Origin of the sequence: Rhizobium sp. PvP014 (genome assembly GCF_017876855.1) — a bacterium.
GTDB lineage: Bacteria > Pseudomonadota > Alphaproteobacteria > Rhizobiales > Rhizobiaceae > Neorhizobium > Neorhizobium soli.
Window position 1 is genome coordinate 1,598,420 of sequence record NZ_JAGIOT010000002.1, and the last position, 25,404, is coordinate 1,623,823.

Genomic DNA, 25,404 nt, shown 5'->3' on the forward strand with positions numbered 1-25,404 from the left:
GCTTTCGCTCCTTGTATTTCCTTCCAGACGAGGCAGGCACGCGACGTGAACTGGCTAACCAACTCGCTCCCGAACTGGCTTGTGGATTCCACCGGCAAGATCCGCCTTGGAAACTGGGCGAAAGATGCGGTCGACTGGCTGACCACCAATGCCGACTGGTTCTTCAACTGGCTCGCCACCGTGCTGTCGGCGGTCATCGATGCGATCCTGTACGTGCTGCAGGGGCCGAACCCCTTCGTGCTGATCGCCATCGTCACGGCGCTCGCCTTCTGGCTGAGACGATCAGTCTCGATATCAGCCTTCACCGCAATCGGTCTGTTGCTGATCTATAACCAGGGCTACTGGAAGGAGACGACGGAGACGCTGGCGCTGGTGCTTGCAGCCACCGCCGTCTGCATGGCGGTCGGCATTCCGATCGGAATCGCTGCTGCCCGTCGCCCCTGGCTCTACGAGATCCTGCGGCCGATCCTCGACCTGATGCAGACCATTCCCACCTTCGTCTATCTCATCCCGGCGCTCATTCTGTTCGGCCTCGGCATGGTGCCGGGCCTCATCGCAACCGTCATCTTCGCTATCCCCGCCCCGGTCCGCCTCACCCGCCTCGGCATCATCTCGACGCCCGGATCTCTGACCGAAGCAGCCGTCGCCTTCGGCGCGACGCCGTCGCAGGTCCTGCGCAAGATCGAGCTCCCTTACGCAATGCCGCAGATCATGGCAGGCCTTACCCAGACAATCATGCTGTCTTTGTCGATGGTGGTAATCGCAGCGCTTGTCGGTGCCCCCGGTCTCGGCGTACCGGTCGTGCGCGCGCTCAACACCGTCAACATCGCCCGCGGCTTTGATGCCGGCTTCTGCATCGTCATCCTGGCGATCATTCTCGACCGCATGTTCAGAACGGCAGAACCGGGAGGCAAGTCATGACCGACGCGATGAACCGGACCGCGCCTGCCGCCGTCACCTTCTCGAATGTCGATATCATCTTCGGCAACAACCCGGAGCGGGCTGTCAAACTGCTCGACCAAGGCATGACGCGCGACCAGATCTCGGAAGAAACCGGGATCGTGCTCGGTGTCGCCGATGCCACGCTGTCGGTGCGCGAAGGCGAAATCCTGGTGCTGATGGGCCTGTCCGGATCCGGCAAGTCGACGCTCCTGCGCGCCGTCAACGGTCTGGCGCCGGTCGTGCGCGGCGCGGTCAGCGTCGCCACCCCGTCCGGACCGGTCGATCCCTACAAGGCCGGCACCCGCACCCTGCGCGATCTTCGGATGCACACGGTTTCGATGGTCTTCCAGCAGTTCGCGCTGCTGCCGTGGCGTACCGTCGCCGACAATGTCGGCTTCGGGCTGGAGCTTGCCGGCGTCGCCGAACCGGAGCGGCGCAAGCGCGTCGACGAACAGCTGGAACTCGTCAACCTCAGCCAGTGGGCGGATCGCAAGGTGGGTGAACTCTCCGGAGGCATGCAGCAGCGTGTCGGCCTTGCCCGCGCCTTTGCCACCGGCGCACCGATCCTGCTGATGGACGAACCGTTTTCGGCGCTCGATCCGTTGATCCGCACCCGCCTTCAGGACGAGCTGCTGGAATTCCAGCGCCGCCTGAAAAAGACCATCCTGTTCGTCAGCCACGACCTCGACGAGGCTTTCCGCATCGGCAACCGCATCGCCATCATGGAAGGCGGCCGTATCGTCCAGTGCGGCACCCCGCAGCAGATCGTCCAGGCACCCGCAAACCAGTATGTCGCCGATTTCGTCCAGCACATGAACCCGATCAGCCTGCTCACTGCCGGCGACGTGATGCGGCAAGGGGTAACCGCCGATGCCGGGGCGCCGCCGGTGTCGGCAACAGCGAAGAGCACCACGCCGCTGGTCGACATCATGGATGCGCTGGCCCGCCAGAGGGGATCGATCGCGGTCGTCGATAACGGCGCCGTCGTCGGCGCGATTACGGCTGACGACGTGATTGCAGGTCTGACACGCCATCGACGCCGGACTTGATGCAAATCAAGGCGGACTGACACTCGTTTGTTAATGATCTGCTGTTATAGAGATTTGAAATTTAGAACTGGTGAATATTTTGGCCGACGAGCTGCAGGGCGCAATGACGGTGAGACAGGCTCTTCCACCGACCTCTGCGCAGGAACCTTCGAAAGATCAAAGCGTGTTGCGCGACACGGATGAGGAGGCACGCCATCTTGCGCGGATGCTGGTGCGCGGCGCCCGTCACATGGCGCTTGCGGTGCTTGATCCCACAAGCGGTTTTCCCTCCGCAAGCCGCGTGCTGACCGGAACCGATCTTGATGGCGTGCCGGTGATTCTCGTATCGGCGCTGTCGGGTCATACGAAGGGATTGGCAGGCGATCCCCGCTGTTCTCTCCTCGCCGGCGAGACCGGCAAGGGCGATCCGCTCGCCCATCCGCGAATCACCGTTCAGTGCATTGCGGAAAAAGTGGAAAGGGATAGTCCCGTCCATCTGCGCATCCGCCAGCGGTTTCTGGACCGTCATCCGAAAGCAAAACTCTATATCGACTTTCCGGATTTCTACTTTTTTCGCCTTGTTCCGCAGTCGGCCTCGCTCAACGGCGGCTTTGGCAGGGCCTATGCCTTGGATGGCAGCGACCTTGTCATCGCGAACCCTGGAAGCGGCGAGGAATGGAGTAATTTCTCGCGCGATATCAGAGAGTTGACGGACGAAGCGAACAGCCTTGCCGCACGGCTCGGCGCAAAGAATGCTGGTCAATGGCGGTTCGTCGGTGCAGATAGCGCCGGGCTAGATCTGATCGCCGGAGACACATTGCTGAGACATGAGTTCAGGACGTTGCAATCGTCCCCCGAGCACGCGTCCCAGTATATTTTCAATATGTCTAAAACAGTGTAGTCGACTACCCAAAATCTAGGGATATACAACTTTGATGTCTGCTGGTTTAGTCAGTTCCAGGGACTACGGCATTACCGGAGCACGGCATGCTCAGGAAGAGGGGATAGAGATATGATGGAAACGATGCCACTTTCAGACCACTCGAATGCAGCAGCGAATTTGCTGTCTGCGATGGCAAATCCAAAGCGGCTGATGATTTTGTGCTGCCTGGTCAAGGGCGAAGTAGCTGTGGGGGCACTGGCTACTCAAGTTGGCCTGAGCCAGTCTGCACTGTCACAGCACTTGTCCAAGCTGCGCGCGCAGAAACTGGTGAAGACGCGCCGCGATGCGCAGACGATCTATTATTCGAGTTCCGCGGACTCGGTTCTCAAGGTCCTGTCGACGCTTGAAAACATCTACTGCATCCCGGCTGAGACGAAATCTGCAGCCGCCTGAAATCTTGTCCGCTGCATGACGCGGCGGGTCAGAACGCATCCACATAGCGTTGCCGGCATGGCTGGTAGCATTTTTTCTTTTTGAAATTTGCTTTGTAAGATTTTTTGAAACCGATGAAATCTCTGGAAATGGCTCGTCTCGCGACGAGCCATTTTCTGTTTTGACTATGCCTTGAAGAAGGCCAGGAGATCCGCGTTGATGACGTCGGCATGCGTCGTCGCCATGCCATGCGGCATACCTTCATAGACCTTGAGCGTACCGTTCTTCAAAAGCTTGGATGATAGCATCGCCGAATCGGCGATCGGCACGATCTGGTCGTCGTCGCCATGCATGACGAGAACCGGCAGGTCGATCGCCTTGAGGTCTTCCGTGAAGTCGGTTTCGGAAAACGCCTTGATGCAATCGTAATGCGCCTTGGTGCCGCCCATCATGCCCTGACGCCACCAGTTGCGGATGACGCCCTCTGAGACCTTGGCACCGTCGCGGTTGTAGCCGTAGAACGGTCCGGTCGGGATATCGAGGAAGAACTGCGCCCGGTTGGCCGCCTGTGCGGTACGGAAACCGTCGAACACAGACAGCGGCAGGCCGCCGGGATTGCTGTCGCTCTGTACCATGACAGGCGGCACCGCACCGATCAGCACGGCCTTGGCCACGCGGCCCTGCGGCTGGCCGAATTTCGCGACATAGCGCGTGACCTCGCCGCCACCGGTCGAGTGACCGACATGGATGGCTTCCTTGAGGTCCAGATGCGCCGCCAGTTCGGCAACGTCTGCCGCATAGGTATCCATCTCGTTGCCGGTATCGGTCTGGCTGGAGCGGCCGTGCCCGCGACGGTCATGCGCGATCACGCGGTAACCCTGGTCGAGGAAGAACAGCATCTGGGCGTCCCAATCATCGGACGAAAGCGGCCATCCGTGATGGAAGACAATCGGCTGGGCGTCCTTGCTGCCCCAATCCTTGTAATAGATCTGCGTGCCGTCGCTGGTGGTGATGTAGCTGCTGCTCATGGCTGACCTCGGTTGATGACAAGTGAGAGAGAACGTCTGCAAATGGCTGCCCCCTGCATCCGCTCCGCGCCTGCAGAATATGATTCCGCCTCGCTTTTGCAACTCCTGATAAAAGCCAAATCTCGACATTCAACAAAACGGTTGACAATGCCTGCAGGCCGCCTATGTTAAACCATATGGTTGAATTTAGCGAACATCAGATCGACACGGTTTTCCAGGCCCTCAGCGACGCCACGCGCCGGCAGATGCTGATGACGCTGGCTGCCAGCGAGCAGACAGTCGGGCAACTGGCAGCGCCCTACGCCATGTCGCTCGCCGCCGCTTCGAAACACATCAAGGTTCTGGAAACCGCTGGCCTCGTCCGCCGCGAAATCCAGGGCCGTACGCATCTCTGCCGCCTATCGCCAGGCCCGCTCGCCGCCGCCCACGAATGGCTGGCCTTCTACGAACGCTTCTGGACCGCCCGCCTCGACACGCTCGACCGGCTGTTGCGCGAGGACGATGCGATCAAGACCACCGGCCCGCAAGGCGAGGCCACCACCAAAGCCGAAGGAAAACCGCACAGCAAACCGGGAGACGATCAATGACCGACATGACATCGTTGAGCAGGCACGCCTTCATGACAGAACCCCTCGCCCTGACGATCCAGCGCAAGCTACCAGGGCCGATCGAACGCATCTGGGACTATGTCACCGACAGCGATCTGCGCCGCCAGTGGCTCGCGTCCGGCACGATGCCGAGCCAGCCGGGCGGCACGTTCGAACTCATCTGGCGCAATGACGAACTCAGCGATGATTCCGCCGGCCGCCCGGAAGGCTTTCCCGAAGAACAGCGCATGCAGAGCGAGATGATCGCCTTCGAAGCACCCCACCGGGTGGTCTTCTCCTGGCCACCTTCAGGCGAGGTCTCGATCGAACTGCAGGCCGTCGGCAAGGATGTTCTTCTGACCCTCACCCACCGCCGCATTTCCGACCGCCGCAACATGGTCAAGGTCGGCGCCGGCTGGCACGCCCACCTCGACATCCTCGAGGTCAAGGCAGCGGGCAAAAATCCTGCCGCCTTCTGGCCCGCATGGCTTCGTCTGCGCGACGAATACGAAGCCATCGTTCCCGCCTGAGATCCTCCAGCGACCACACCCCGCCCCGGCGCGAGCCTCAGGCACCGGCAACCAGAAATGGAGCAGCGTCCATGCATGAACCCTTTACCGGCGGCTGCACCTGCGGCGCCGTCCGTTACACCGTCACCGGCGAACCCGTCGCCATGGTCGATTGTCAGTGCCGTCAGTGCCAGCGCGAAAGCGGCACCGGCCACACGTCCAATCTCGTCTTTGCCGGAGCGACGGTGACGATCGAGGGCCAGCCGAGTCACTGGGAAGCAACAGGCGATGGCGGCACCGTGAAAAGACGCGCCTTTTGCCCAACCTGCGGCGCGCCCGTCTCCATGACCTTTCCGGCCATGCCGGACATGTTTGTCATCCGCGCAGCAAGCCTCGACGCACCGGACCAATATCGGCCGCAGATCATCACGTGGACCGACGCGGCCCAGCCGTGGGACCACCTCGACCCGACCCTCGCGCGCTTTGCGAAGATGCCGCCCGCAGCCTGACGCGAGGCAAACGGGACCGTCTCCGTCTCTGTCAAAAGGGCTGCCAAACCGCGGCCCTTTCGACAATCTTGGCCCTCGGGTCTTGAAGATGACAGCCGCCTGAGGCAATAGGCGCCATACGCTTTCCCAGGACCGTCACGAGGCCGACCGCACGATATGCTCCAGACACCCTACTACCTCATCGACAAGTCGAAGCTTCTCCGCAACATGGAGAGGATCGCTGCTGTCCGCGAGACGTCGGGCGCCAAGGCATTGTTGGCGCTGAAATGCTTTGCCACATGGTCGGTGTTCGATTTCATGCGCGACTACATGGACGGCACCACGTCCTCGTCGCTCAACGAAGTCCGCCTTGGCCACGAGCGCTTCGGCAAGGAAACCCACGCCTATTCGGTCGCCTATGCCGATTACGAGATCGACGAGGTCGTCTCGCATGCCGACAAGATCATCTTCAACTCGATCGGCCAGCTGCAGCGTTTCGAAAACCAGTCGTCGGGCATTACCCGCGGCCTGCGCCTCAACCCCGGCGTCTCGTCGTCGTCCTTCGATCTCGCCGATCCCGCCCGCCCTTTCTCGCGGCTGGGCGAATGGGATCTGAAACAGGTCGAGCCGGTCATGGACCTGATCTCCGGCTTCATGATCCACAACAACTGCGAAAACAGCGACTTCTCGCTGTTTGATCGCATGCTGGGCGATATCGAGCAGAAGTTCGCACCGCTCCTGAAGAAGGCCGAATGGGTCAGCCTCGGCGGCGGCATCCATTTCACCGGCGACGATTACCCGGTCGACCTGTTTGCCGAGCGCCTCAAGCGCTTTTCCGGCGAGTACGGCGTCCAGGTCTATCTCGAACCCGGCGAAGCATCGATCACCCGCTCGACGACGCTGGAAACCACCGTCCTCGATACCCTTTACAACGGCAAGAACCTTGTCGTGGTGGATAGCTCCATCGAAGCGCACATGCTGGATCTCCTGATCTACCGTGAAAACGCGAAGGTTCACCCAAACCAGGGGCCTTATCGTGCCATGGTCTGCGGCAAGTCCTGTCTTGCCGGGGATATTTTCGGCGAGTTCGATTTTCCGGATGAACTGAAAGTTGGCGACCGCATTTCCTTCCAGGATGCCGCCGGCTACACGATGGTCAAGAAAAACTGGTTTAATGGCGTGCAAATGCCGGCAATCGCCATCCGTGAACTGGATGGCAGCCTCAGGACGGTCCGCGAGTTCGGCTACGCGGACTACGAACAAAGCCTATCCTGAGCACAAAGCTCAGCGGCTTCTGACGATTGGACTTGAAGGAACTCGTCCCCACCATGAAAAAGAACGTACTCATCATCGGCGCCGGTGGCGTCGCCCAGGTCGTGGCGCACAAATGCGCCCAGAACAACGACGTGCTCGGCGATATCCATATCGCCTCCCGCACCAAGTCGAAATGTGACGCCATCATCGCCTCGGTCCACGACAAGAAGGCGATGAAGGTAGAAGGCAAGCTCGAAGGCCACGCCCTCGACGCCCTCGACATCGAAGCCACCAAAGCCCTCATCAAGGCGACCGGCAGCCAGATCGTCATCAATGTCGGCACGGCCTTCCTCAACATGTCGGTGCTGCGCGCCTGCATGGATACCGGCGTCGCCTATATCGACACCGCCATCCACGAAGAGCCGAACAAGATCTGCGAAACCCCGCCGTGGTACGGAAACTACGAGTGGAAGCGTGCGCAGGAATGCGAGGAAAAAGGCATCACCGCCATCCTCGGCGCCGGCTTTGATCCGGGCGTCGTCAATGCCTATGCCCGCCTTGCCAAGGATGACTATCTCGACAAGGTCACCGACGTCGACATCGTCGATATCAATGCCGGCAGCCACGGCAAGTATTTCGCCACCAACTTCGATCCGGAAATCAACTTCCGCGAATTCACCGGTGTCGTCTACGCCTGGCAGGGCGGCGAATGGACCGTCAACAAGATGTTCGAAATCGGCAAGGACTACGACCTGCCGGTCGTCGGCACGCGCCGCGCCTATCTCTGCGGCCATGACGAAGTGCATTCGCTGGCAAAGAACATGGACGGCGCCGACGTGCGCTTCTGGATGGGCTTTGGCGATCACTACATCAACGTCTTCACCGTCCTGAAGTCCATCGGCCTCCTGTCGGAACAGCCGGTCAAGCTTGCCGACGGTTCCGAAGTCGTGCCGCTCAAGGTCGTCAAGGCCTGCCTCCCCGACCCGTCGTCGCTGGCGCCCGAATACGAAGGCAAGACCTGCATCGGCGATTTCGTAAAGGGCATCAAGGACGGCAAGGAACGCACGGTGTTCATCTACAACGTCGCCGACCACAAGGAAGCCTATAACGAAGTGGGCAGCCAGGGCATCTCCTACACCGCGGGCGTACCCCCGGTCGCCGCCGCCATGCTGGTGGCATCTGGCGAATGGGATGTGAAGAAGATGGCAAACGTCGAGGAACTGGCGCCAAAGCCCTTCCTCAACATCCTGAACAAGATCGGCCTGCAGACCTGCATCCGCGACGAAAACGGCGAACGCGAGCTGCATTTCGACTGAGATCGAAACAGCGTCCGTTCAAACAACAAACAGAAAAGCCCGCGAGCGATCGCGGGCTTTTCTGTTCGTAACACTGTGAAAACGAGGCTGCCCTCACCAACCAGGCAAAGGCAGGCGCTTCCGCTCAGCGCCAGGACGTTCCGTCGGCGCTCGCGCAGCCATAAGGCGGCGGCACTTCGCCGAATGTGGCATGCAGCTTGTCGCAGCCCCATTTGTTCAGCGGTCCCGGCAGACGGCTGTTGATCTCGATACCCACCTCGTCATAGGCCGAAGTCGTGTTCGACACGTAGCTATACCAGCGCTGCCCGATAAACCCCGTCGCTGCGATGAGAACAACCAGAACGACCAAAATAATTCTACTCATGAAAACCCCCTTAACTTTGAACCCCCTCCGTAGATAATAAGGCCTGCGACCGCAAGGGTAAGCGCTTGTCTTTCCTGAGGAAAATGTCATCCGCGGGGGGAAAGCGAAGGGTGGCTTCAGTGGTTCCTGCTCAGCGCGGAACTGCCGCCCGGTCGAATGCGGTGCGATGGCCATCCGGATCGAACGGCGCCTTGAAGTCGAAGGCGAAGGAAGAGGGACCGTGGTCGTGCAAGTGCTCCAGACGTTCGCACCCCTCCTGCCAGACGGGAACATGACCTTCAGAGACCCACCATAAAACGTAAGGCGGCCAAGTATGCCGATCGAACCACTGCCGGGCATTCTGCATCGCCTCGATATGGATGGCCGAGTAGGTAAAGGCGTAGAGTGAGGTCAGGTCGCGCCACAGGGAGAGGGTCGCCGGAGCCCAGCCGTCACCATTGTCGATGTAGAAACGCGGAAACACCTGAGGCCCCCAACTCTCAGGCCCCTCCTCCCCCTCATAACCCGACCGCGCCACAAACCCCTCGCTCGTTTCCGCCGCACGAAAATTGAGGTCGTTCCTGTCGTGAAAACCCTGGTTTACCGGCTCGTCCGCGCGAACCCGGAAATTGTTGAAATTGTAGACGGCCAGGTGATGCATGCGATCCTCGTCTGCTTCCCCTTTGATGGCTTGTCTCTTTTCAAGCTACGGGAGCCATCGGCAGGCAACAAGTGGCATGAAATCGCAGTTCTCGCGACATCAGAGGCCTCAGCCAAGACAACGGTCAGAGCCACCGCGAGGCGGTCGTGCGTCTCTATGCTTTCGGCCCGCGTCCCCGGCCCTGTCGCGGCTCCTTCGGCGGAGCCGCATACCCCGGAGGTTTTGTTTTCACCCAGGCAACGAATGTCCGTATCGCCGGGTCTTCAAGGATAGCCTCGATCGTCGAGAACTTCTTGGCGAGCTGGGCATCCGTCAAATTCACATGGATCTGGTCGTGACAGATCCGGTGCAGGCAAACCGTTTCCTTGCCGCCCTTGCTCTTGGGGACAAGATAATGCTTTTCCTGCTGATCCGCCGGGATCACCCGCTCGCACATCGGACAATACACGGGCTCCGGCGCAGCCTCGTCCCATGAAGCCGGTTCGTCTCTGTTCTTGCGGGCCATCGGTCCATCACCTGTTGAGCGCTGCCGGCCCTGCATCTCCATCTGGCTGGATCGATGCAAAGCCCTTGCCTCCAGCAGATATCGCGTCCCGCAACCCGGAGCAATGCCGTTCGAAACAGACCTTGGACCTGGCATCGCCCAAATCCCGCTGCCCACGCAGACCCGCCATCACCCTCACCCGCCCGAAAACCGTTTTCCCTTTCACCCTCCCGCCCTACATGATGCTCGACGGATGCGCTGTGACGCGCCCGGTCGATCACCCCTGCAGCGAATGACGCCACCCCCATGACCTTTTTCGAAAGCCTGCTCATCCTGATGCTGGTCGCGATCGTGCTGTTGCAGGTGTCGCGGCGGCTCTCCGTGCCCTATCCGTCGATGCTGGCGCTGGCAGGCGTCGCGGTGGCGCTGGTGCCGGGCGCGCCTTACTTCGCGCTCGATCCGGAGATCGCGCTGGCGCTGTTTATCGCGCCGGCCTTGCTCGATGCCGCCTTCGATTTCCCGCTGAATACCGCAAGGCGCTTCTGGCTGCCGCTCGTGGTCTTTGCGCTCGGCGGCGTCGTCGTCACCACGGCGACGGTCGCGGTCGCCGGCTATGTGATGGCCGGCCTGCCGATTGCGGCCGCCATCGTGCTCGGCGCCATCGTCGCGCCGCCGGACGCCGCCGCCTCCACCGCCGTCCTCTCCACCATGTCGGTGCCGCGCACCACCGATGCCATCCTGCGCGGCGAAAGCCTGTTCAACGATGCGGCAGCACTTCTGATCTTTGGAGCAGCCCTTGCGGTCCAGTCGGCCGGCGGGCTTGATCGCGAAGTAACGACCCATCTCGTTCTCGCCGTTCCCGGCGGCATCCTGCTCGGCTGGGTCGCGGCGCTGGTGATCCGCCGCCTGTCGGCCTACGTCACAGGCACGCTTGGTGGCAATCTCCTGCAATTCGTCCAGACCTTCCTTCTGTGGATCCTCGCCGAACATCTGGAACTGTCTGCGGTGCTCGCCATCGTCACCTTCGCCATGACGATCGCCAGCACCAGCGAAAGCCTGTCGTCGGCGCGCATGCGGGTGCAGTCCTATGCGGTCTGGACGGTCGTCGTCTTCGTCCTCAACGTCGTCGCCTTTCTGCTGATGGGCATGCAGGTGCGCGACATCTATGCGGACATGGAGGTCGGCCATTTCGCCGAAGCTCTGCTGTTTTCCGCCGTGATCGTCGCCATCGTCATCGCCACCCGCTTCGCGCTCTGCCTTGCCTATAACCGCATCGAAGCCTGGCGAGCCCGTCGCGACGGACGCGAGGAACCGGCATCGACCAGACAGGCAATCCTCGCCTCCTGGTGCGGCATGCGCGGCCTCCTCTCGCTTGCCACGGCCTATGCGCTCCCTGCAGATTTCCCGGAGCGCGACATGGTCGTGCTCACCGCCTTCGCCGTGGTCATCGCCACGCTCGTCCTGCAGGGCCTGACGCTGTCACCGCTCATCCGCTGGCTCGGCCTTGACCGGCGCCATACCAGCGCGCAGGAACTGTCTGAGATGCGCCGCCGCGTCGTCAAGGCAGGCATCGGCCGCCTCGACGGCGAGACGGGAACAGAAGCCGAAAAACTGCGCGCAAAGCTCACGATGGAACACCAGGCCTTCGACGACCCGGACCGTGCCGCGTCGATGGACACCTACCGCAGGCTGGTGCTTCTCTTCATCGCCGGACAACGCACCGAACTCGAAAACCTCCGCGCTTCCTACGAACTCAACGTCGACGAATACAATCTCCTGCTCGAGGAAATCGACTGGCGCGAACTCTCGATCCTCCCGGAAGACGACCGACGGATCGAGGAGATCTGATCAGGGAAAGCGGTGCGGGATCAACGGGCGTTGAACCACCAAAACGTCTTGCTCCCGCACCAATCCACATGCAACGGCGCCGATAGTTTGGCGCCCGCATTCCCCCACACTCCGGCATTCCTGTGCTCGTCACAGGAACTCAGTCAGCCCAAGTCCTTGGGCTGAAAGAACCGTCGTCGCCCTACCGACGCGTCGGCAAAATTCCTGTGGCAATCACAGGAAAGAGGGGAAGATTGCCTCCCCCTCCCATCCCACTCACACCTACGCCATCACACCCGCGCGCAGAACACATCCAGCGCATCGAGCTTCACGGCACCCGCTTCCAGCTTCGACACAAACCCCGGAAGATCGACCGGCATCACGTCGCCCATCCGTTTGGGCAGCACGAAGTTTTGCGGCTCGCGGGTCAGGTTGAACACGAACAGCAGCTTCTCACCGCCCTTTTCGCGGACGAAGGCGAGCAGGTCCTGGTTGGTCTCGATAAACGTCATGTCGCCGTCGATCAGCGCATGGTGGTTTTTGCGGAAGGCGAAGGTTTCGCGGTAGTGCTGCAGCACCGAATCCGGCATTGCCTCCTGCGCATCCACCGAACGGCTGGCGTGATCGGCCGGAATGGGCAGCCATGTCTTGGCGCCCTCGCTGAAGCCCGCATGGGTCTCGCCCGCTTCCCACACCATCGGCGTGCGGCATCCGTCGCGGCCCTTGAAGGCCGGCCAGAAGCGGATGCCGTAGGGGTCGCGCAGATCCTCGTAAGTCAGTTCCGCTTCGCTCAGGCCCAGCTCCTCGCCCTGGTAGAGGCAGATCGAACCGCGCAGCACCGAAATCAACGTTGCAGACAATTTGGCGACGCGGTCCTGCTCGGACGGATCCTCGGTAAAGCGGGTCACGTGACGCACCACGTCGTGGTTGGAAAACGCCCAGCACACCCAGCCGTTCACCACCGTATCGAGCACGGTCTGCATCACCTTGCGGATATAGGCGGCAGAAAACGCCGGGCCCAGCAGGTCGAACGTGTAGCACATATGCAGCTTGTCGTCGCCGGTCGTATAGAGCGCCAGCGTGTTCAGCGACCGCGGCCCGTCGCCCACTTCGCCGACCGAGGCGCGGTTGTCGTAGCTGTCGAGCAGCGCCCGCAGCCGCTTCAGAAAGCCGATATTTTCCGGCTGCGTCTTGTCGTAGAGATGGTTCTGCATCGAATACGGATTGGTATCCGTCTCCATGCCGGCGCCGTCGGTGTCGTAGACCATCGGCGGATTGCTGCGCAGCTGCTTGTCGTGGAAATAGTAGTTGACGGTATCGAGCCGGAAGCCGTCGACGCCGCGGTCGAGCCAGAAGCGCACCGTATCCAGCATCGCGTCCTGCACATCGGGATTGTGGAAGTTGAGGTCCGGCTGCGAGATCAGGAAGTTGTGCATGTAATACTGCTTGCGCACGCCGTCCCATTCCCAGCCCGGTCCGCCGAAGATCGACAGCCAGTTGGTCGGAGCCGTGCCGTCGGGCTTGGGGTCGGCCCAGACATACCAGTCGGCCTTGGGATTGGTGCGGCTCGAGCGGCTTTCGATAAACCACGGATGCCGATCGGATGTATGCGAAATGACCTGGTCGATGATCACCTTGAGGCCAAGGCGATGGGCCTCTGTCATCATCTCATCGAAATCGTCAAGCGTGCCGAACATCGGGTCGACATTGCAGTAATCGGAAACGTCATAGCCCATGTCGGCCATCGGCGAGGTGAAAAACGGCGACAGCCAGATCGCATCGACGCCGAGCGAAGCCACATGCGGCAGGCGCTGGGTAATCCCCTTGATATCGCCCAGTCCGTCGCCGGTCGTGTCCTGGAAGGATCGCGGATAGATCTGGTAGATCACCGCACCGCGCCACCAGTTGCCGTCAACCTTGCGAGTGGTGTCCCTCGTGGTCTCCAATACCATTCCACAATGCTCCTTCTTGAAAATCGCTCATTCCAACCTTGGTCCCAAACTAGAGCCATGCCACCAAAAGACAACGCGGAAACGAAGCGCGACACGCTCTTGTCATGGCGGACGCTTCAGCTTATTCGAGCGTCAAACCCATGGGAGGGATGACAATTGGGCGGAAAGCTTCTTTCGATCGGCGAATGCATGGTGGAACTGTCGCAGGCGGGTGAAGGCCTGCTGCGCAAGGGCTTTGCCGGCGATACGTTCAATACGGCCTGGTATGCCCGCGCCTGCCTCTCCAAAGACTGGTCGGTGGACTATCTGACCGCAGTCGGCGACGATCCCATGTCGTCGGATATGCTTGGGATGATGGAGAAAGCCGGCATCGGCACCAGCCTCATCCGCCGCATCCCCGGCAAGACGCCCGGCCTCTACCTGATCACCCTCAAGAATGGCGAGCGCACCTTCAGCTACTGGCGCGACAGCGCTGCCGCGCGCAAGCTCGCAGACGACGCCGAGCACCTGCGCTCGGCCATCGAAACCGCCGACATCATCTATTTCTCCGGCATCACGCTCGGCATCCTGGCACCGGAAGCGGTCGAGACGCTTTTATCGGAACTGCGCCGCGCCAAGGCCGCCGGCAAGACGGTCGCCTTCGATCCGAACCTTCGCCCGCGCCTGTGGGTGAGCCGGGACATCATGCTGAAGACGATCGAGGATGGCGCAAGAGCCGCCACCATCGTTCTCCCAAGCTTCGACGATGAAGCGACCTATTTCGGCGATGCCACGGTGGCCGATACGATCGCCCGCTACCATGGTCTCGGCGTCACGGATGTCGTGGTCAAGAACGGCGCAGAAGGCGCAACCTTCAGCCTGTCGGGCGTGACCGGTCATGCACCGGCCGTCACCACCGGCAAGGTGGTCGACACGACCAGCGCCGGCGACAGTTTCAACGCCGGCTTCCTGTCGAAGTACTTAAGCGGCGCCGCACCGCACGAAGCCGCAGCCTACGGCGCCGCAGTCGCCGCCACCGTCATCGGCCATCACGGCGCGCTGATCAGTCCGGAGCTTCTGCCCGGCTGAACCACCGCGACCGGATGTGTCGGCTTGAGCTGGCAGATCCCTTTCGGCTCGCCCACCTTCACGCCAGCCTCGCAACCGTGTTGCGCGGCATCCGTCAGCGCGTCGTAGAGATCGAGCGTCTTACCGAGATGGATCGACCCCAGATGCGAAAAATGCTCGTCGTCGAGGAACAGCGAAACGCCGTCATCCACAACCCGGCAGCTTTTTTCGTCGCAGAGATAATCTTCGAGCGACACGACCGGGAACCGCTTCGAAACGTCCGCCATCAGCCGCTCCACGAGGGCATCATGGGCGCGCTGTTCGTCCCGCTCCATCATGCAGGGCGTGTCTGCAACATCCAGCATGGCGCTTCGCACGACACAGCGGCCGATATCGCGACCATCGCGCGGCGGCGGCGCCATGAACACCGGCCGCAGACCGATCGAGCGCAGCCAGTCGGCAGTCGCCTCGACCTCGGCAAGCATCCGGCCGTAATCCGTCCGCATCGCCTGGCCTTGCGCCGTCATCACCCGGCGGTCAGATCGGAGATAGGTCAGGTACTGCGATCCGAGCACGACGGTGCGCAGCGAGGGCGTCTTTGCAAGATAGGCCTTTACCGCCTCGTTGTGACGAATGCAGTCGAGCGGCCATGACGCGGAATCGTTGAGCGGAATGGGCGCGATGCCGGTTGGAAACGCGCAGCTGTTCTTGTGAAGCTGCACCAGCCCCTCGCCCTGATCGGACGGCGTATCGTGCATGGACGCCGCCAGCCCGTCGACCAGATGCATCGCCAGCGAATCGCCCCAGACCGCCATTTCCGGGCCCTGACCGATCGTGCAGACATCCGGCCGCACTTCGCCGTTGCAGATCTTGCCGATGCCGAGGCTCGGCTCCCCCATGGCTGTAAGCACGGGATCGCGGCCCGGAAAGCCCTGCGCGTTGGTGGTCACGATGCCGAGCACCACCAGCACCGCCGCTAAGGACCCGCTGAGGGAAAACACCAAGCGACGGCCGACCTGCGGCTTCCGGAACGGCTGTTCCACCAGAAAATAGCTTGCGATTGCCAGCGCAAACACGAGCGCCACCAGCAGCCCGTAGGACCAGCCCGGCAGCATGTCCATCGAGCGCAGACGGGCAAAGGCGAACACCGGCTGATGCCAGAGATAGAGGCTGTAGCTGATCAGCCCGATCGCCACCAGCGGCCGAAGCGAAAGCAGCCGTCCGGCAAGATTGCCCGGACCGGCAAAGGCGATCACCAGAAGCGTGCCGACGACCGGCGCCAGCGTCACCGGTCCCGGCCATTTCAGCTCGGATGTCAGGAACAGGCAACTGCCGACGATCAGGATAAGGCCAGCAAGCCCCAGGGCCGATCGGGTCCGCTCAGAGTAACGGGTCGGTATGCCGCCGATCGCCAAAAGCGCGCCTGCGGCAAGTTCCCAGAAACGGGTAAAGGGGAGATAGAAATTCGCGACCGGATCGACCCTTGAAACCGGCCATGCCAGAAACAGGCTGATCAGCGCCAAAATCGCCACGATGCGGAAGATCACCCGCCGCGTCTGCTTGCGCACCATCCACAGAAGCACCGGAAACACCAGATAGAACTGCTCTTCCACCGATAGAGACCACGTATGCAGCAGCGGCTTCAGTTCGGTACTGGGCGAAAAATATCCCGTATTGTCCCAGAGCTCGAAGTTGGAAACCATCAGCAGCGAGTGGAACAGGTCCTTGCCGAAATCGTCCAGTTCCGATGGCAGCATCCACAGTGCCGCAAAGGGCAGACAGGCAATGCACACCACAAGCAGCGCCGGCGCGATGCGCCGCACCCGCCGCTCGTAGAAATTGACGATGCTGAAACGGTCTCTCGCCAGGTCGTTGAGAATGATCGCGGTGATCAGGTAGCCGCTGATGACGAAGAACACGTCGACGCCGACAAAGCCACCCGGCATTAACCCGAGACCGGTGTGGAAGAGGATGACGGGAACGACGGCGATCGCGCGCAGCCCATCGATTTCTGGTCTGTACTGCATGCCGGGGCTCTACCAATCCCGGCCGCGGAAGTCCATTGCTGAGGGGTGCTGCGAGCAGCGTTCGGCTTTGACAATCAAACGTTGAGAGCGCGTCTTCATCGCCCTGTTACAATATTTTCCGATGAAGGAACGGAAAACATGGTCGGCAGCCGCGAGTCGGTTCCGGCATGGCAACGGGGCCGGGTCAAACCATGACAAGGATTACCATTGTAACCGACGCCTGGTATCCGCAGGTCAATGGCGTCGTACGTTCGATCGAAAATACCAACCGCGAACTGGCAGGCATGGGCATCAATGTCTCGATGGTGACGCCCTTGGATTTCTCGAGCATCCCCTGCCCGACCTATCCGGAAATCCGCCTTTCGGTCGCAAGCTTCCGCAGCGTTGCCGCGGCCATCGAAGGAACTCAGCCATCCGCCGTGCATATTGCAACGGAAGGACCGCTCGGACTTGCTGCCCGCCGCTGGTGCCTGAAGAACGGCATGCCGTTCTCCACCAGTTATCACACGCGTTTTCCGGAATATGTGGCCGCCCGCTTTCCGGTGCCGATCCGGCTGCTCAACGGCTTCGTCCGCTGGTTCCACAATGCCGGCAACGGCTGCATGGTGGCAACCGCGAGCCTTGAGCGGGAACTGCACAAGCTCGGCGTGAAAAATCTTCTGCGCTGGAGCCGCGGCATCGACCAGACGGTGTTTCACCCGGTGGCACTCGAGGCAAAGCCCTTCGACCTGCCGCGCCCGATCTTCATGACGGTCGGCCGAGTAGCCGTGGAGAAAAACCTGCCCGCCTTTCTCGATCTCGATCTGCCGGGCTCCAAGGTCGTGATCGGCGACGGCCCCGCCCGCGCCGACCTTCAACGGCGCTACCCACATGTGCTTTTCACGGGAATGAAAACGGGAGAAGACCTGGCACGCGCCTACGCCCAGGCCGACGTGTTCGTCTTCCCGTCCAGAACCGATACGTTCGGCAACACCATTCTCGAGGCGCTGGCAAGCGGCGTCCCGGTCGCGGCCTATCCGGTCATGGGTCCAATCGATATCATCGAACAGGGCTCAGGCGCCGGTGCCCTCAACGAAGACCTGCGGCTTGCCTGCCTGGAAGCACTGACGTGTCGGCGCGAGGACGCAAGTCGCCTTGCCCGCCGCTACACCTGGGAAGCCGCCTCGAAACAGTTTCTCGGCAACGTGCTCAAGGTACAGGGCGTCAAGGCGCTGACTGCGCGATAACCGAATATTGCTGCTGTGGCCGGGGTTCGATGCGCTAGCCTGCATGTCGAACCGGCATGTCCCGCTGATGCCTATCCGCGCCAGATGAAATAGCCGATACCACCAGCACCAAGACCCACGGCAGTCAGCAGACCGAGTACGATCATGAAAAACCTCCCAAAAGGCCGCCCAACGCCCTCCACAGCACCGGGTCGACAAGAAGGAGTGGATCATAAAGACGAACCGAATGCAAGCAGAGCGCGAAACGCCTGAGCGGTCGCTGCGTTCAGCCCACGTTCTGGCTTATATTTCAACCATTTGGCGAAATCGCTCGTGCTGCTGATGATCGACGCTCTGCACTAAACGCGATCATCGAGCAGGTTTATCGCTTCTTGCGGCGGTTTTCGAACGGGTTCTCGCCCGCCTTGAAGTGAATGCGGATCGGCACGCCCGGGATCTGGAAATCGGCGCGCAGGCCGTTGGTCAGATAGCGGATGTAGCTTTCCGGCAGGGCATCGGGACGCGTGCAGGAAATCATGAAGGCCGGCGGGCGGGCCTTGACCTGCGTCATGTATTTGAGCTTCAGGCGACGGCCCGAAACGGCCGGTGGCGGATGCTGAACCTGCGTGCCTTCCAGCCAGCGATTGAGCTTGGCCGTCGAGATGCGCTTGTTCCACACCATGTCGGTGTCGATGATGCTCTGCATCAGCTTGTCGAGCGAATAACCGGTCTGGCCGGAAATCGGCACGGCGCGGATGCCGCGCGCCTGCGGCAGCAGCCGCTCGGTCTTTTCGCGCAGCTCGGCCAGCACCGCCTGCGGCTCTTCGACAAGATCCCACTTGTTGAAGGCGAGCACGGCGGCGCGTCCTTCGCGCAGCACCAGATCGACCAGCTGCAGGTCCTGCTTCTCGAACGGGATGGTCGCGTCGAACACGATCACGACCGTCTCGGCAAAGCGGATCGACCGCAGCGCGTCGGCGACGGACAGTTTTTCGAGCTTCTCCTGGACGCGGGCCTTTTTGCGCATGCCGGCCGTGTCGAACATCTTGATCGTGCGGCCACGCCACTCCCAGTCGACGGAAATGCTGTCGCGGGTGATGCCGGCTTCCGGCCCGGTCAGCAGCCGATCCTCGCCGAGGAAGCGGTTGATCAGCGTCGACTTGCCGGCATTCGGACGGCCGATAATGGCAACCCGCAGCGGCTTGGTATCGTCATAGGCCGGCTCGAACTCGTCGTCGGCCTCTTCGCCCAGCACGCTGTCGCGCACGTCGATATCCGTCTCGGCCTCGTCGTCGTCGCCTTCCGGAAACGCCCGGTCTTCGCCGATCGCCTCGACGATCGCGTCGCGCAGGTCGATCATGCCCTGGCCGTGTTCGGCAGAAATCGGCACCGGCTCGCCGAGACCCAGCGTATAGGCATCGTAGAAGCCGCCGTCGGAACCCTTGGCTTCGGATTTGTTGGCCACCAGCACGACCGGCTTGCCGCTGCGGCGCAACAGTTCGCCGAACGTCTTGTCGAGCGGTGTCAGACCGAATTTCGCATCGACCACGAACAGCGTCAGGTCGGCATCCTCGATGGCGAGCTCGGTCTGGGCCCGCATGCGGCCCTCGAGCGTATCGGGACCGACCTCTTCGAGACCGGCCGTATCGATGATGATGAACCGGAGGTCGATCAGCTTGGCATCGCCCGGGCGGCGGTCACGGGTAACGCCCGGCGTGTCATCGACGAGCGCGAGCTTCTTGCCGACCAGCCGGTTGAAGAGCGTGGACTTGCCGACATTCGGGCGTCCTACGATGGCGACGGTGAAGCTCATAGTCGTTCCTTGCTGCCCTGTGGCGAAAAATCAGGGCGCCTTGCCGGATGCGGCGATGTTGTCGAGCATGATCTGGGCGCGGTTGGCAACGTTGCGCGGCGCACTGGCATCCTCGGCGATCCGCTGGAACCAGGTCTTGGCTTCCGCCATGTTGCCGGCCTTGTAGGCGGCAAGACCGAGTGCCTCGCGGGCGGAATTGGCAAGCGTCTGGCCCTGGTTGGCCATCGCCTGCGCCTGTGCAGACACCTGATCGTAGGTGCCGGCGTCGATCAGCAGCCATGCGGCACGCAGTTTTGCGAGATCGCGGATTGCGGCCGGCGCTGAAGTGTCGCCGCCGATCGCGGTAAAGGTGGAGATGGCTGCCCCGGTATCGCCCTTGGCGGCCTGAACCGAGCCTGCACGCATCTTGGCGAGAACCGGATAGGCGCCGGAGCCATCCTTTTCGATCGCGGAGAGTGCCGCCAGCGCTTCGTCGTTCTTGCCCTTCGAGGCAAGATCAAGCGCCGCGATGAACCGGTCACCCGACTGCGACGAACCGTGGTTTTCCCAGTATTCGTACCCGCGCCAGCCGGCCGTGCCGAGGACGACGAGAACGGCAACGCCGATCAGGATACGGCTGTAGCGCTTCCACACATACTGCAACTGGTCGGAACGAAGTTCTTCGTTGACCTCACGGAAAAAGCTGTCGTCGTTCTGCGCCATGATCACTCCGGCCTTGCTGGGGCCCCATCCATCTAAAGAGCGCCTAATAGCTTATTTTGCTAAGGATGTAAGGCCCCTCACGCAATTCTCAAACAAGCTTGTTGATGCAAGGAGCCTTGGTCCCTTCTATCATATCCCAATTCAAAGCTTCGCCTTAATCCGGGCGCAGGGAAATTCGCCTCGATTCTCCCCTTTGGACACAGTACCGGGTTGCCATGCGTTTGCTCTCTTCCTCCATCGCCCTTTGCCTCTGCCTCGCCTCCCCGGCGTTGAGCGCAGACGAGCGGCCGAAACAGTTGCTGATCGTCTCCTTCGATGGCGCCGGTCCCAACCACCTGTGGCAGCGCAGCCGCGATTTTGCGAGGGCCAACAACGCCCACTTCACCTACTTCCTGTCCTGCACGCTGCTGATCCCCCGCGCCGAGCGGTCGACCTATCAGGGACCGGGCCACAAGCCCGGCCGCTCCAATATCGGCTTTGCCCAGACGAAAGACGAAGCGCGAGAACGGCTTTCCCATATCTGGCAGGCGCATCAGGAAGGCCACGACATTTCCAGCCACACCTGCGGCCACTTCGACGGCAAGGACTGGTCCGCGGCAGACTGGAGCGCCGAGATGACGACCTTCTCGCGCGTGCTCGGCAATGCCTGGACCGCGGTCGGTGCTGGCGACAGCGAACCCGACGGCTGGAAGGATTTCGTGGCGAACGACATCCGTGGTTTCCGCGCCCCCTATTTCGCCACCAGTGCCGGCATGACTGTCGCCGAGAAAAAAGCGGGCTTTACCTATGATGCAAGCCTTGTCACCAAGGGGCCGATGATGCCGGAAGAGGAGGACTGGCTGATCCGCTTCGGCCTGCCGCTCATTCCCGAAGGCCCGTCGCAGCGACCGATCATCGCCATGGATTACAATCTGTTCATCCGCCATTCCGGCGGCATCGACAATCCCAGCCAGTCGTCCACGTTCGAGGACCGCGCCTATTCCGCGTTCCGCGCCGCCTTCGACCGCGAATACGACGGTGACCGCATTCCTGTTCAGCTCGGCTTTCACTTCGTCGAGATGAACGGCGGTGCCTATTGGCGGGCGATGGAACGGCTGGTCTCAGAAGTCTGCAATAGGGACGATGTCGCCTGCGTCAGCTACAAGCAGGCCATCCCCATGATCGCAGAACGTCGCAAGGCCAAGGCAACGTCCGGCCTGTAGCCGTCTGCTGGACGCCGTTAACCGCGGGCGACGATTCGATTTTCGCAATGCAGCATAGTTCGGTATGACACCCTGATGACAAACCGCCTTCTCGCAAATCCGGCCAGGACCCTGGCCTGGCTGGCGCTCGCCGCGATCGTCTTCGTGACGATCTCGCCGATCGACCTGCGGCCGCACGACCTCCTGCCCGTGGATGTCGACCGGGCGGCGGCCTTCGCCGTGATGGCCTTCCTCTTCGTCGCCGCCTATCCGCGCCAGTGGATTTTTTGCGCAGTTCTGCTCTTGATCGGGGCTGGCGGCATCGAGATGCTGCAGCTCCTGTCGCCCTCGCGCCATGCCCATATGGATGATGCACTGGTCAAGGCCGCAGGCGCCGCCATCGGCTGCCTTGCCGGCTGGGCGCTGAACCAGATGCGGTTCCGCCGCAAAGCTGTCGCCTAAAGGCGTCCGAAAAATCCGCTAATGCACGTTATCTCCGTTCGAAATCAACGGATTATCATTTTTCTGAAAACTGCTCGTCCTCACGCTGTCCGGCCGCGGGATAATGATTGCGTCATTGGGCGGGGAACCGGGTTCGCGAACCGGCATCACCAACAGGTTCGAAAGAACCGGTTCCGATGATGGCCGTGACGGTTTTCGGCATCCCGAAAATCATCGGAAACGGTCCCGGCAGGCGGAAAGCCTGAACTCCAAAATACCCTTATTGCGCCGCCTGCCCTTCCCCTGAACGAGAAACCGCGCCGGACTAGTCACCCGGCGCGGCCAAAACTGCTGTCTGCTATCTGGAAACGACGATCAGGTCAGGTCGGCTTGTTCGCCGCCATCTCCCCGCCTTCCGCTTCACGCACCAGATAATTCCGGTCGATCTCCGGCAGCGGCTCACCATCGATCGCCGCCTCGAAGGCCTTCAGGCGCTTGTGGATCGATAGAAGCTCGATGATCGTCGTCCAGGAATTGACCAGATACTGGAACGAGTTCGACACCTGCCCGAAGGCCGTGGCGATCTGCTGGTAGATACCATAGGTAATCTTGCCGGCGACGATGGTTGGAACCAGCATGAACAGCAGGAAAAGCCCGTCCGCCTGGATGTAGAAATAGCGGGCGACGTTGAAATAGAGGTAATGCCAGTACATGCGGAAATAGTTCTTCCGCACATTCCCGTAGAGTTCTCTGACCGTCGCAGGCTGGGCGCGATCGGCATGGTCCTCGCCGTAAACAAGTTCCTTGCGGTAGGCGGCTTCAACGCGCTGGTTGCGGAAATTCAACCCCGGAAGCTTGACGCCGACAGTTGCCAGAAGAACGGTACCAAAGGTTGCCCAGAAGATCGCCAACCAGAACAGCGCATGCGGTATCTGCCCGATAATCGGCAGTTCCGTCACGTAGCTCGACAGTCCGAACAGGATCGGCAGGAAGACAATCAGGGTCATCACGGAATTGATCAGCGTAATGCCAAGGCCTTCCAGCGTCGCGGAGAACCGCATCGTATCTTCCTGGACACGCTGCGATGCGCCTTCGATATGGCGCAACTGCTCCCATTTTGACATGTAGAAGTCGTTCATCGCCGTGCGCCAGCGAAAGATGTAGTGGCTGGTGAAGAAATCCGTGAGGATCGATACGGCCATGCTGAGGAAAGCCACCTGCGCGAAGATCAGCATCAGACTGTAGAAGTCCCATGCCGTCGTCCCCGGCTTGCCCTGCAGGGCGTTCATCAGCGTATCACCGAAAGGACGGCGCCAGTTGTTGATGACGACGGTCACCTGCACGCCGAAATAGGTGACGGCGACGATCAACAGGGATCCCCACACCGACCAGCCGATCCACGGATTGTAGCGATCGATGAAACTCCATGCGGCGCCGAACAACAGCATGCAGATTGCAAAATAGGCATAGAAAAAGACATTCGACGGCATCAGGAAGAAGGTGAGGTCGTAGGGTTCCACCGCCCCCTCCGGCGCGCCGAAGCCAAGACTGTCGCCGATACCGGCAAAAACAAAATACCAGGCGAGGACAGCGACAAACGCAAATGCGATCGCCGAAAGGAAAAACAGTTTTGGTCGGGGAAAGAAGGAGTGGAACACGGAGCGCGCGCTTTCCTGAGTTCGATTCTAGGATGATGTCGGGGTGGACGATGTGGCCGGAAACTAAGGCAGTTCCAAGGGAGCGGCAATGGTTCCCCGCCATTGTTACATAAATGTAAGCATCAGCCCTCAGGCGTCCCGTCGAGGCACATACCGGATCAGCGGCAATGCCAGCCCGACGCACACGACAAGGGCGCCGGCTGCAATCAGCGACGGTAGCGTGAAACTGCCGCTCCGCTCCGCTATAAACCCCGCCACGAGCGGCCCGACGATCTGGCCGGTGCCGAAGGCGGCGGTCATGAAGGCAAAGGCGCGGCGCGGGCTTTGCGGCGCAAGCTGGCGGCCGAGCTGCAGCCCGTAGGCGGTAACGACCATGAATGTTGCCCCAAGCAGCAACCCGCCGAACAGCGCACCTGGAACCGCAGGCAGTATCACCGAGCCGAGCACGCCGAGCCACAGCAACGCGATGGCGGCGCAATAGGCGGCCCCGAGCCCCAGCCGCCTGACGAATGGCTGCCAGGCAAACAGCGAAACCGTGGCCGCACACCCGGTAACGAACCAGGCCAGAAACTCGACCACCGACCCGGCATTGCCCATCCGCGCAATCGCGACAAGAAAGGTGGCGGTAATCACATAACCGAAGCCGAACAGGCCATAGGACAGCGTTATCAGCACGAGCGGACGGTTCCAGACGAGCCTGGGCTCGACGGGTACCCGCGTCTCCCCGGCCGGCCGCGGCAATCCGCGCGACACCAGGAGGAAGACAAGAAACGCGATTGCCGCACCCGCAAACCAGTTGATCCGCCACCCGTGCGCCGCATCACCCGCCACCGTGTTGACGATGAAGGCAAGCGCCGAAGACAGCGCGATGCCGGCGCCCACGCCACCGTAATGCAGCATGCCGACAGTCGGACGGCCCGCCGCATGCGGCAGCACCACGGCCGAGGTGAAGATCATCGAAAACGCACTAGCAAGCCCGGCGAGAAAACGGATCACCACAAACACCGTGACCGATGTCGAAAGACCCATGGCCGCCAGAAGAACCGCTGTCGCCAGCAATCCTCCGAGCGCCACCTGCCGCTCGCGACCTGACGCCCAGCCATAGGCCGAAAGCAAGGCACCGGCCAGATAACCCGCAAAGTTACCGGCTGCAATCGTACCCGCATCGGCAGCCGAGATCGGGATGCCCGCAATCATCCCCGGCAGCACCGGTGTATAGAAGAACCGCCCGAACCCCATCGCCGCCGCCATCGCAACGCCGCCGGACACGCCGATCATAAGGGGGGTTCGAACCTGAGGCGTAGAGATCTGCAACATGCCGCCTTATCCCAGCGGCGGTTGCGCTGCACAATGCAGAAATTGTCATCGCTGCGATGACGAGCGCTGATGGGTGGTCGGGCAGCCTCAAATTCGGATCACCTGCAATCCCATTCCCGACACCACAAATCACGACTTCTGTCGCTTTGCTGACACGAATGACGGGCATTATATGAAGGTCGACAGGGGCTCCGGTGATTCGGATGTCCTGGCCGGCGTTCATTTTAGGAAATCTACGCATCGTACCCTTCGAATGCCGTTTCAGGTGTTCGGATCGAT

General features: G+C 61.3%; 24 protein-coding genes. 14 read left to right on the plus strand and 10 right to left on the minus strand.

What is annotated here, in order from left to right; translation table 11 throughout:
• Window positions 1-45 precede the first annotated feature (45 nt).
• The 4 genes from choW to J3A65_RS12305 all read left to right on the plus strand — a co-directional run bounded on the left by choW (window position 46) and on the right by J3A65_RS12305 (window position 3,306).
• Window positions 46-921, plus strand: coding sequence for a choline ABC transporter permease subunit (choW, locus tag J3A65_RS12290; RefSeq protein WP_062455618.1), 876 nt, complete (start codon window positions 46-48; stop codon window positions 919-921).
• Window positions 918-1,991, plus strand: a complete 1,074-nt coding sequence (choV, locus tag J3A65_RS12295) for a choline ABC transporter ATP-binding protein (protein WP_062582860.1) — start codon at window positions 918-920, stop codon at window positions 1,989-1,991. Before choW ends, choV begins: the two co-directional genes overlap by 4 nt.
• A gap of 103 nt (window positions 1,992-2,094) precedes the next feature.
• On the plus strand, window positions 2,095-2,871 hold the full coding sequence (locus J3A65_RS12300; protein WP_209903484.1) for a pyridoxamine 5'-phosphate oxidase family protein: 777 nt from the start codon (window positions 2,095-2,097) through the stop codon (window positions 2,869-2,871).
• Between the two features lie 114 nt (window positions 2,872-2,985).
• Window positions 2,986-3,306, plus strand: coding sequence for a metalloregulator ArsR/SmtB family transcription factor (locus tag J3A65_RS12305; protein WP_062457893.1), 321 nt, complete (start codon window positions 2,986-2,988; stop codon window positions 3,304-3,306).
• 164 nt (window positions 3,307-3,470) lie between these two features.
• Here the strand turns inward: J3A65_RS12305 and J3A65_RS12310 are convergent, their stop codons facing one another.
• Window positions 3,471-4,313, minus strand: a complete 843-nt coding sequence (locus J3A65_RS12310) for an alpha/beta hydrolase (RefSeq protein ID WP_209901430.1) — start codon at window positions 4,311-4,313, stop codon at window positions 3,471-3,473.
• A 164-nt stretch (window positions 4,314-4,477) separates the two neighbouring features.
• Here J3A65_RS12310 and J3A65_RS12315 point away from each other — a divergent pair, with 164 nt between their 5' ends.
• The 5 genes from J3A65_RS12315 to J3A65_RS12335 all read left to right on the plus strand — a co-directional run bounded on the left by J3A65_RS12315 (window position 4,478) and on the right by J3A65_RS12335 (window position 8,467).
• Entirely contained in the window at window positions 4,478-4,900 is a 423-nt protein-coding gene (locus tag J3A65_RS12315) for a metalloregulator ArsR/SmtB family transcription factor (RefSeq protein ID WP_245341529.1), read from the plus strand.
• A complete protein-coding gene (locus tag J3A65_RS12320) occupies window positions 4,897-5,430 on the plus strand; it encodes an SRPBCC family protein (protein ID WP_209901432.1) in 534 nt (177 codons plus the stop codon). The genes J3A65_RS12315 and J3A65_RS12320 overlap by 4 nt, the downstream gene beginning before the upstream one ends.
• A gap of 71 nt (window positions 5,431-5,501) precedes the next feature.
• Window positions 5,502-5,918: a GFA family protein gene (locus J3A65_RS12325; protein WP_062582853.1), complete on the plus strand. Its 417-nt coding sequence runs from the start codon at window positions 5,502-5,504 to the stop codon at window positions 5,916-5,918.
• A 156-nt stretch (window positions 5,919-6,074) separates the two neighbouring features.
• Complete coding sequence (locus J3A65_RS12330; protein WP_209901433.1) at window positions 6,075-7,172, plus strand: carboxynorspermidine decarboxylase; 1,098 nt, start codon at window positions 6,075-6,077, stop codon at window positions 7,170-7,172.
• Window positions 7,173-7,225: 53 nt separating this feature from the next.
• Window positions 7,226-8,467, plus strand: coding sequence for a saccharopine dehydrogenase family protein (locus J3A65_RS12335; RefSeq protein ID WP_062582851.1), 1,242 nt, complete (start codon window positions 7,226-7,228; stop codon window positions 8,465-8,467).
• A gap of 124 nt (window positions 8,468-8,591) precedes the next feature.
• On the opposite strand, the gene J3A65_RS12340 is transcribed toward J3A65_RS12335, so the two are convergent.
• The 3 genes from J3A65_RS12340 to J3A65_RS12350 form a co-directional block, all read right to left on the minus strand.
• Window positions 8,592-8,831, minus strand: coding sequence for a hypothetical protein (locus J3A65_RS12340; RefSeq protein WP_062455595.1), 240 nt, complete (start codon window positions 8,829-8,831; stop codon window positions 8,592-8,594).
• Between the two features lie 130 nt (window positions 8,832-8,961).
• Window positions 8,962-9,471, minus strand: coding sequence for a DUF3291 domain-containing protein (locus J3A65_RS12345; protein WP_209901435.1), 510 nt, complete (start codon window positions 9,469-9,471; stop codon window positions 8,962-8,964).
• A gap of 154 nt (window positions 9,472-9,625) precedes the next feature.
• The gene (locus tag J3A65_RS12350) at window positions 9,626-9,976 is read right to left on the minus strand and encodes a restriction endonuclease (RefSeq protein WP_062457890.1); all 351 of its coding nucleotides are present in this window, start codon (window positions 9,974-9,976) and stop codon (window positions 9,626-9,628) included.
• Window positions 9,977-10,261: 285 nt separating this feature from the next.
• On the opposite strand from J3A65_RS12350, the gene J3A65_RS12355 reads away from it, so the two are divergent.
• On the plus strand, window positions 10,262-11,803 hold the full coding sequence (locus J3A65_RS12355; RefSeq protein ID WP_092660281.1) for a sodium:proton antiporter: 1,542 nt from the start codon (window positions 10,262-10,264) through the stop codon (window positions 11,801-11,803).
• A 269-nt stretch (window positions 11,804-12,072) separates the two neighbouring features.
• Here J3A65_RS12355 and J3A65_RS12360 read toward each other — a convergent pair whose 3' ends face one another.
• Window positions 12,073-13,734: an alpha-glucosidase family protein gene (locus tag J3A65_RS12360; protein ID WP_209901437.1), complete on the minus strand. Its 1,662-nt coding sequence runs from the start codon at window positions 13,732-13,734 to the stop codon at window positions 12,073-12,075.
• Between the two features lie 156 nt (window positions 13,735-13,890).
• Here J3A65_RS12360 and J3A65_RS12365 point away from each other — a divergent pair, with 156 nt between their 5' ends.
• Window positions 13,891-14,802, plus strand: coding sequence for a sugar kinase (locus J3A65_RS12365; protein WP_209901439.1), 912 nt, complete (start codon window positions 13,891-13,893; stop codon window positions 14,800-14,802).
• Here J3A65_RS12365 and J3A65_RS12370 read toward each other — a convergent pair.
• Entirely contained in the window at window positions 14,763-16,808 is a 2,046-nt protein-coding gene (locus J3A65_RS12370) for an acyltransferase family protein (RefSeq protein ID WP_209901441.1), read from the minus strand. The two genes, J3A65_RS12365 and J3A65_RS12370, sit on opposite strands and share 40 nt — an antisense overlap.
• A 191-nt stretch (window positions 16,809-16,999) precedes the next feature.
• On the opposite strand from J3A65_RS12370, the gene J3A65_RS12375 reads away from it, so the two are divergent.
• Window positions 17,000-18,034 (plus strand): glycosyltransferase family 1 protein, encoded by a 1,035-nt coding sequence (locus tag J3A65_RS12375; RefSeq protein WP_192086222.1) that lies wholly within the window; start codon window positions 17,000-17,002, stop codon window positions 18,032-18,034.
• A gap of 361 nt (window positions 18,035-18,395) precedes the next feature.
• On the opposite strand, the gene der is transcribed toward J3A65_RS12375, so the two are convergent.
• The gene (gene der, locus J3A65_RS12380) at window positions 18,396-19,826 is read right to left on the minus strand and encodes a ribosome biogenesis GTPase Der (RefSeq protein WP_062455575.1); all 1,431 of its coding nucleotides are present in this window, start codon (window positions 19,824-19,826) and stop codon (window positions 18,396-18,398) included.
• Between the two features lie 30 nt (window positions 19,827-19,856).
• Window positions 19,857-20,528 (minus strand): tetratricopeptide repeat protein, encoded by a 672-nt coding sequence (locus J3A65_RS12385; protein ID WP_062455572.1) that lies wholly within the window; start codon window positions 20,526-20,528, stop codon window positions 19,857-19,859.
• A 215-nt stretch (window positions 20,529-20,743) separates the two neighbouring features.
• On the opposite strand from J3A65_RS12385, the gene J3A65_RS12390 reads away from it, so the two are divergent.
• Both J3A65_RS12390 and J3A65_RS12395 read left to right on the plus strand, forming a co-directional pair.
• Window positions 20,744-21,730 carry a polysaccharide deacetylase gene (locus J3A65_RS12390; RefSeq protein ID WP_209901444.1) on the plus strand — a complete coding sequence of 329 codons (987 nt, stop codon included), beginning with the start codon at window positions 20,744-20,746 and terminating at the stop codon, window positions 21,728-21,730.
• A gap of 75 nt (window positions 21,731-21,805) precedes the next feature.
• Window positions 21,806-22,171, plus strand: coding sequence for a VanZ family protein (locus tag J3A65_RS12395; protein WP_092660271.1), 366 nt, complete (start codon window positions 21,806-21,808; stop codon window positions 22,169-22,171).
• Window positions 22,172-22,530: 359 nt separating this feature from the next.
• Here the strand turns inward: J3A65_RS12395 and sbmA are convergent, their stop codons facing one another.
• Window positions 22,531-23,808 (minus strand): peptide antibiotic transporter SbmA, encoded by a 1,278-nt coding sequence (sbmA, locus tag J3A65_RS12400; protein ID WP_062455562.1) that lies wholly within the window; start codon window positions 23,806-23,808, stop codon window positions 22,531-22,533.
• 129 nt (window positions 23,809-23,937) lie between these two features.
• On the minus strand, window positions 23,938-25,125 hold the full coding sequence (locus J3A65_RS12405; protein ID WP_209901446.1) for a YbfB/YjiJ family MFS transporter: 1,188 nt from the start codon (window positions 25,123-25,125) through the stop codon (window positions 23,938-23,940).
• Window positions 25,126-25,404 lie beyond the last annotated feature (279 nt).

Excerpts from the sequence above, each read along its gene's own strand:
- der (WP_062455575.1), bottom strand. The coding sequence starts at position 19,826 with ATGAGCTTCACCGTCGCCATCGTAGGACGCCCGAATGTCGGCAAGTCC.
- J3A65_RS12330 (WP_209901433.1), top strand. The coding sequence starts at position 6,075 with ATGCTCCAGACACCCTACTACCTCATCGACAAGTCGAAGCTTCTCCGC.
- J3A65_RS12320 (WP_209901432.1), top strand. The coding sequence starts at position 4,897 with ATGACCGACATGACATCGTTGAGCAGGCACGCCTTCATGACAGAACCC.
- J3A65_RS12405 (WP_209901446.1), bottom strand. The coding sequence starts at position 25,125 with ATGTTGCAGATCTCTACGCCTCAGGTTCGAACCCCCCTTATGATCGGC.
- J3A65_RS12305 (WP_062457893.1), top strand. The coding sequence starts at position 2,986 with ATGGAAACGATGCCACTTTCAGACCACTCGAATGCAGCAGCGAATTTG.
- J3A65_RS12315 (WP_245341529.1), top strand. The coding sequence starts at position 4,478 with ATGTTAAACCATATGGTTGAATTTAGCGAACATCAGATCGACACGGTT.
- choV (WP_062582860.1), top strand. The coding sequence starts at position 918 with ATGACCGACGCGATGAACCGGACCGCGCCTGCCGCCGTCACCTTCTCG.
- J3A65_RS12350 (WP_062457890.1), bottom strand. The coding sequence starts at position 9,976 with ATGGCCCGCAAGAACAGAGACGAACCGGCTTCATGGGACGAGGCTGCG.
- J3A65_RS12385 (WP_062455572.1), bottom strand. The coding sequence starts at position 20,528 with ATGGCGCAGAACGACGACAGCTTTTTCCGTGAGGTCAACGAAGAACTT.
- J3A65_RS12325 (WP_062582853.1), top strand. The coding sequence starts at position 5,502 with ATGCATGAACCCTTTACCGGCGGCTGCACCTGCGGCGCCGTCCGTTAC.
- J3A65_RS12310 (WP_209901430.1), bottom strand. The coding sequence starts at position 4,313 with ATGAGCAGCAGCTACATCACCACCAGCGACGGCACGCAGATCTATTAC.
- J3A65_RS12370 (WP_209901441.1), bottom strand. The coding sequence starts at position 16,808 with ATGCAGTACAGACCAGAAATCGATGGGCTGCGCGCGATCGCCGTCGTT.
- J3A65_RS12390 (WP_209901444.1), top strand. The coding sequence starts at position 20,744 with ATGCGTTTGCTCTCTTCCTCCATCGCCCTTTGCCTCTGCCTCGCCTCC.
- J3A65_RS12360 (WP_209901437.1), bottom strand. The coding sequence starts at position 13,734 with ATGGTATTGGAGACCACGAGGGACACCACTCGCAAGGTTGACGGCAAC.
- J3A65_RS12300 (WP_209903484.1), top strand. The coding sequence starts at position 2,095 with ATGACGGTGAGACAGGCTCTTCCACCGACCTCTGCGCAGGAACCTTCG.
- J3A65_RS12375 (WP_192086222.1), top strand. The coding sequence starts at position 17,000 with ATGACAAGGATTACCATTGTAACCGACGCCTGGTATCCGCAGGTCAAT.
- J3A65_RS12355 (WP_092660281.1), top strand. The coding sequence starts at position 10,262 with ATGACCTTTTTCGAAAGCCTGCTCATCCTGATGCTGGTCGCGATCGTG.
- J3A65_RS12345 (WP_209901435.1), bottom strand. The coding sequence starts at position 9,471 with ATGCATCACCTGGCCGTCTACAATTTCAACAATTTCCGGGTTCGCGCG.
- J3A65_RS12395 (WP_092660271.1), top strand. The coding sequence starts at position 21,806 with ATGACAAACCGCCTTCTCGCAAATCCGGCCAGGACCCTGGCCTGGCTG.
- J3A65_RS12340 (WP_062455595.1), bottom strand. The coding sequence starts at position 8,831 with ATGAGTAGAATTATTTTGGTCGTTCTGGTTGTTCTCATCGCAGCGACG.
- J3A65_RS12335 (WP_062582851.1), top strand. The coding sequence starts at position 7,226 with ATGAAAAAGAACGTACTCATCATCGGCGCCGGTGGCGTCGCCCAGGTC.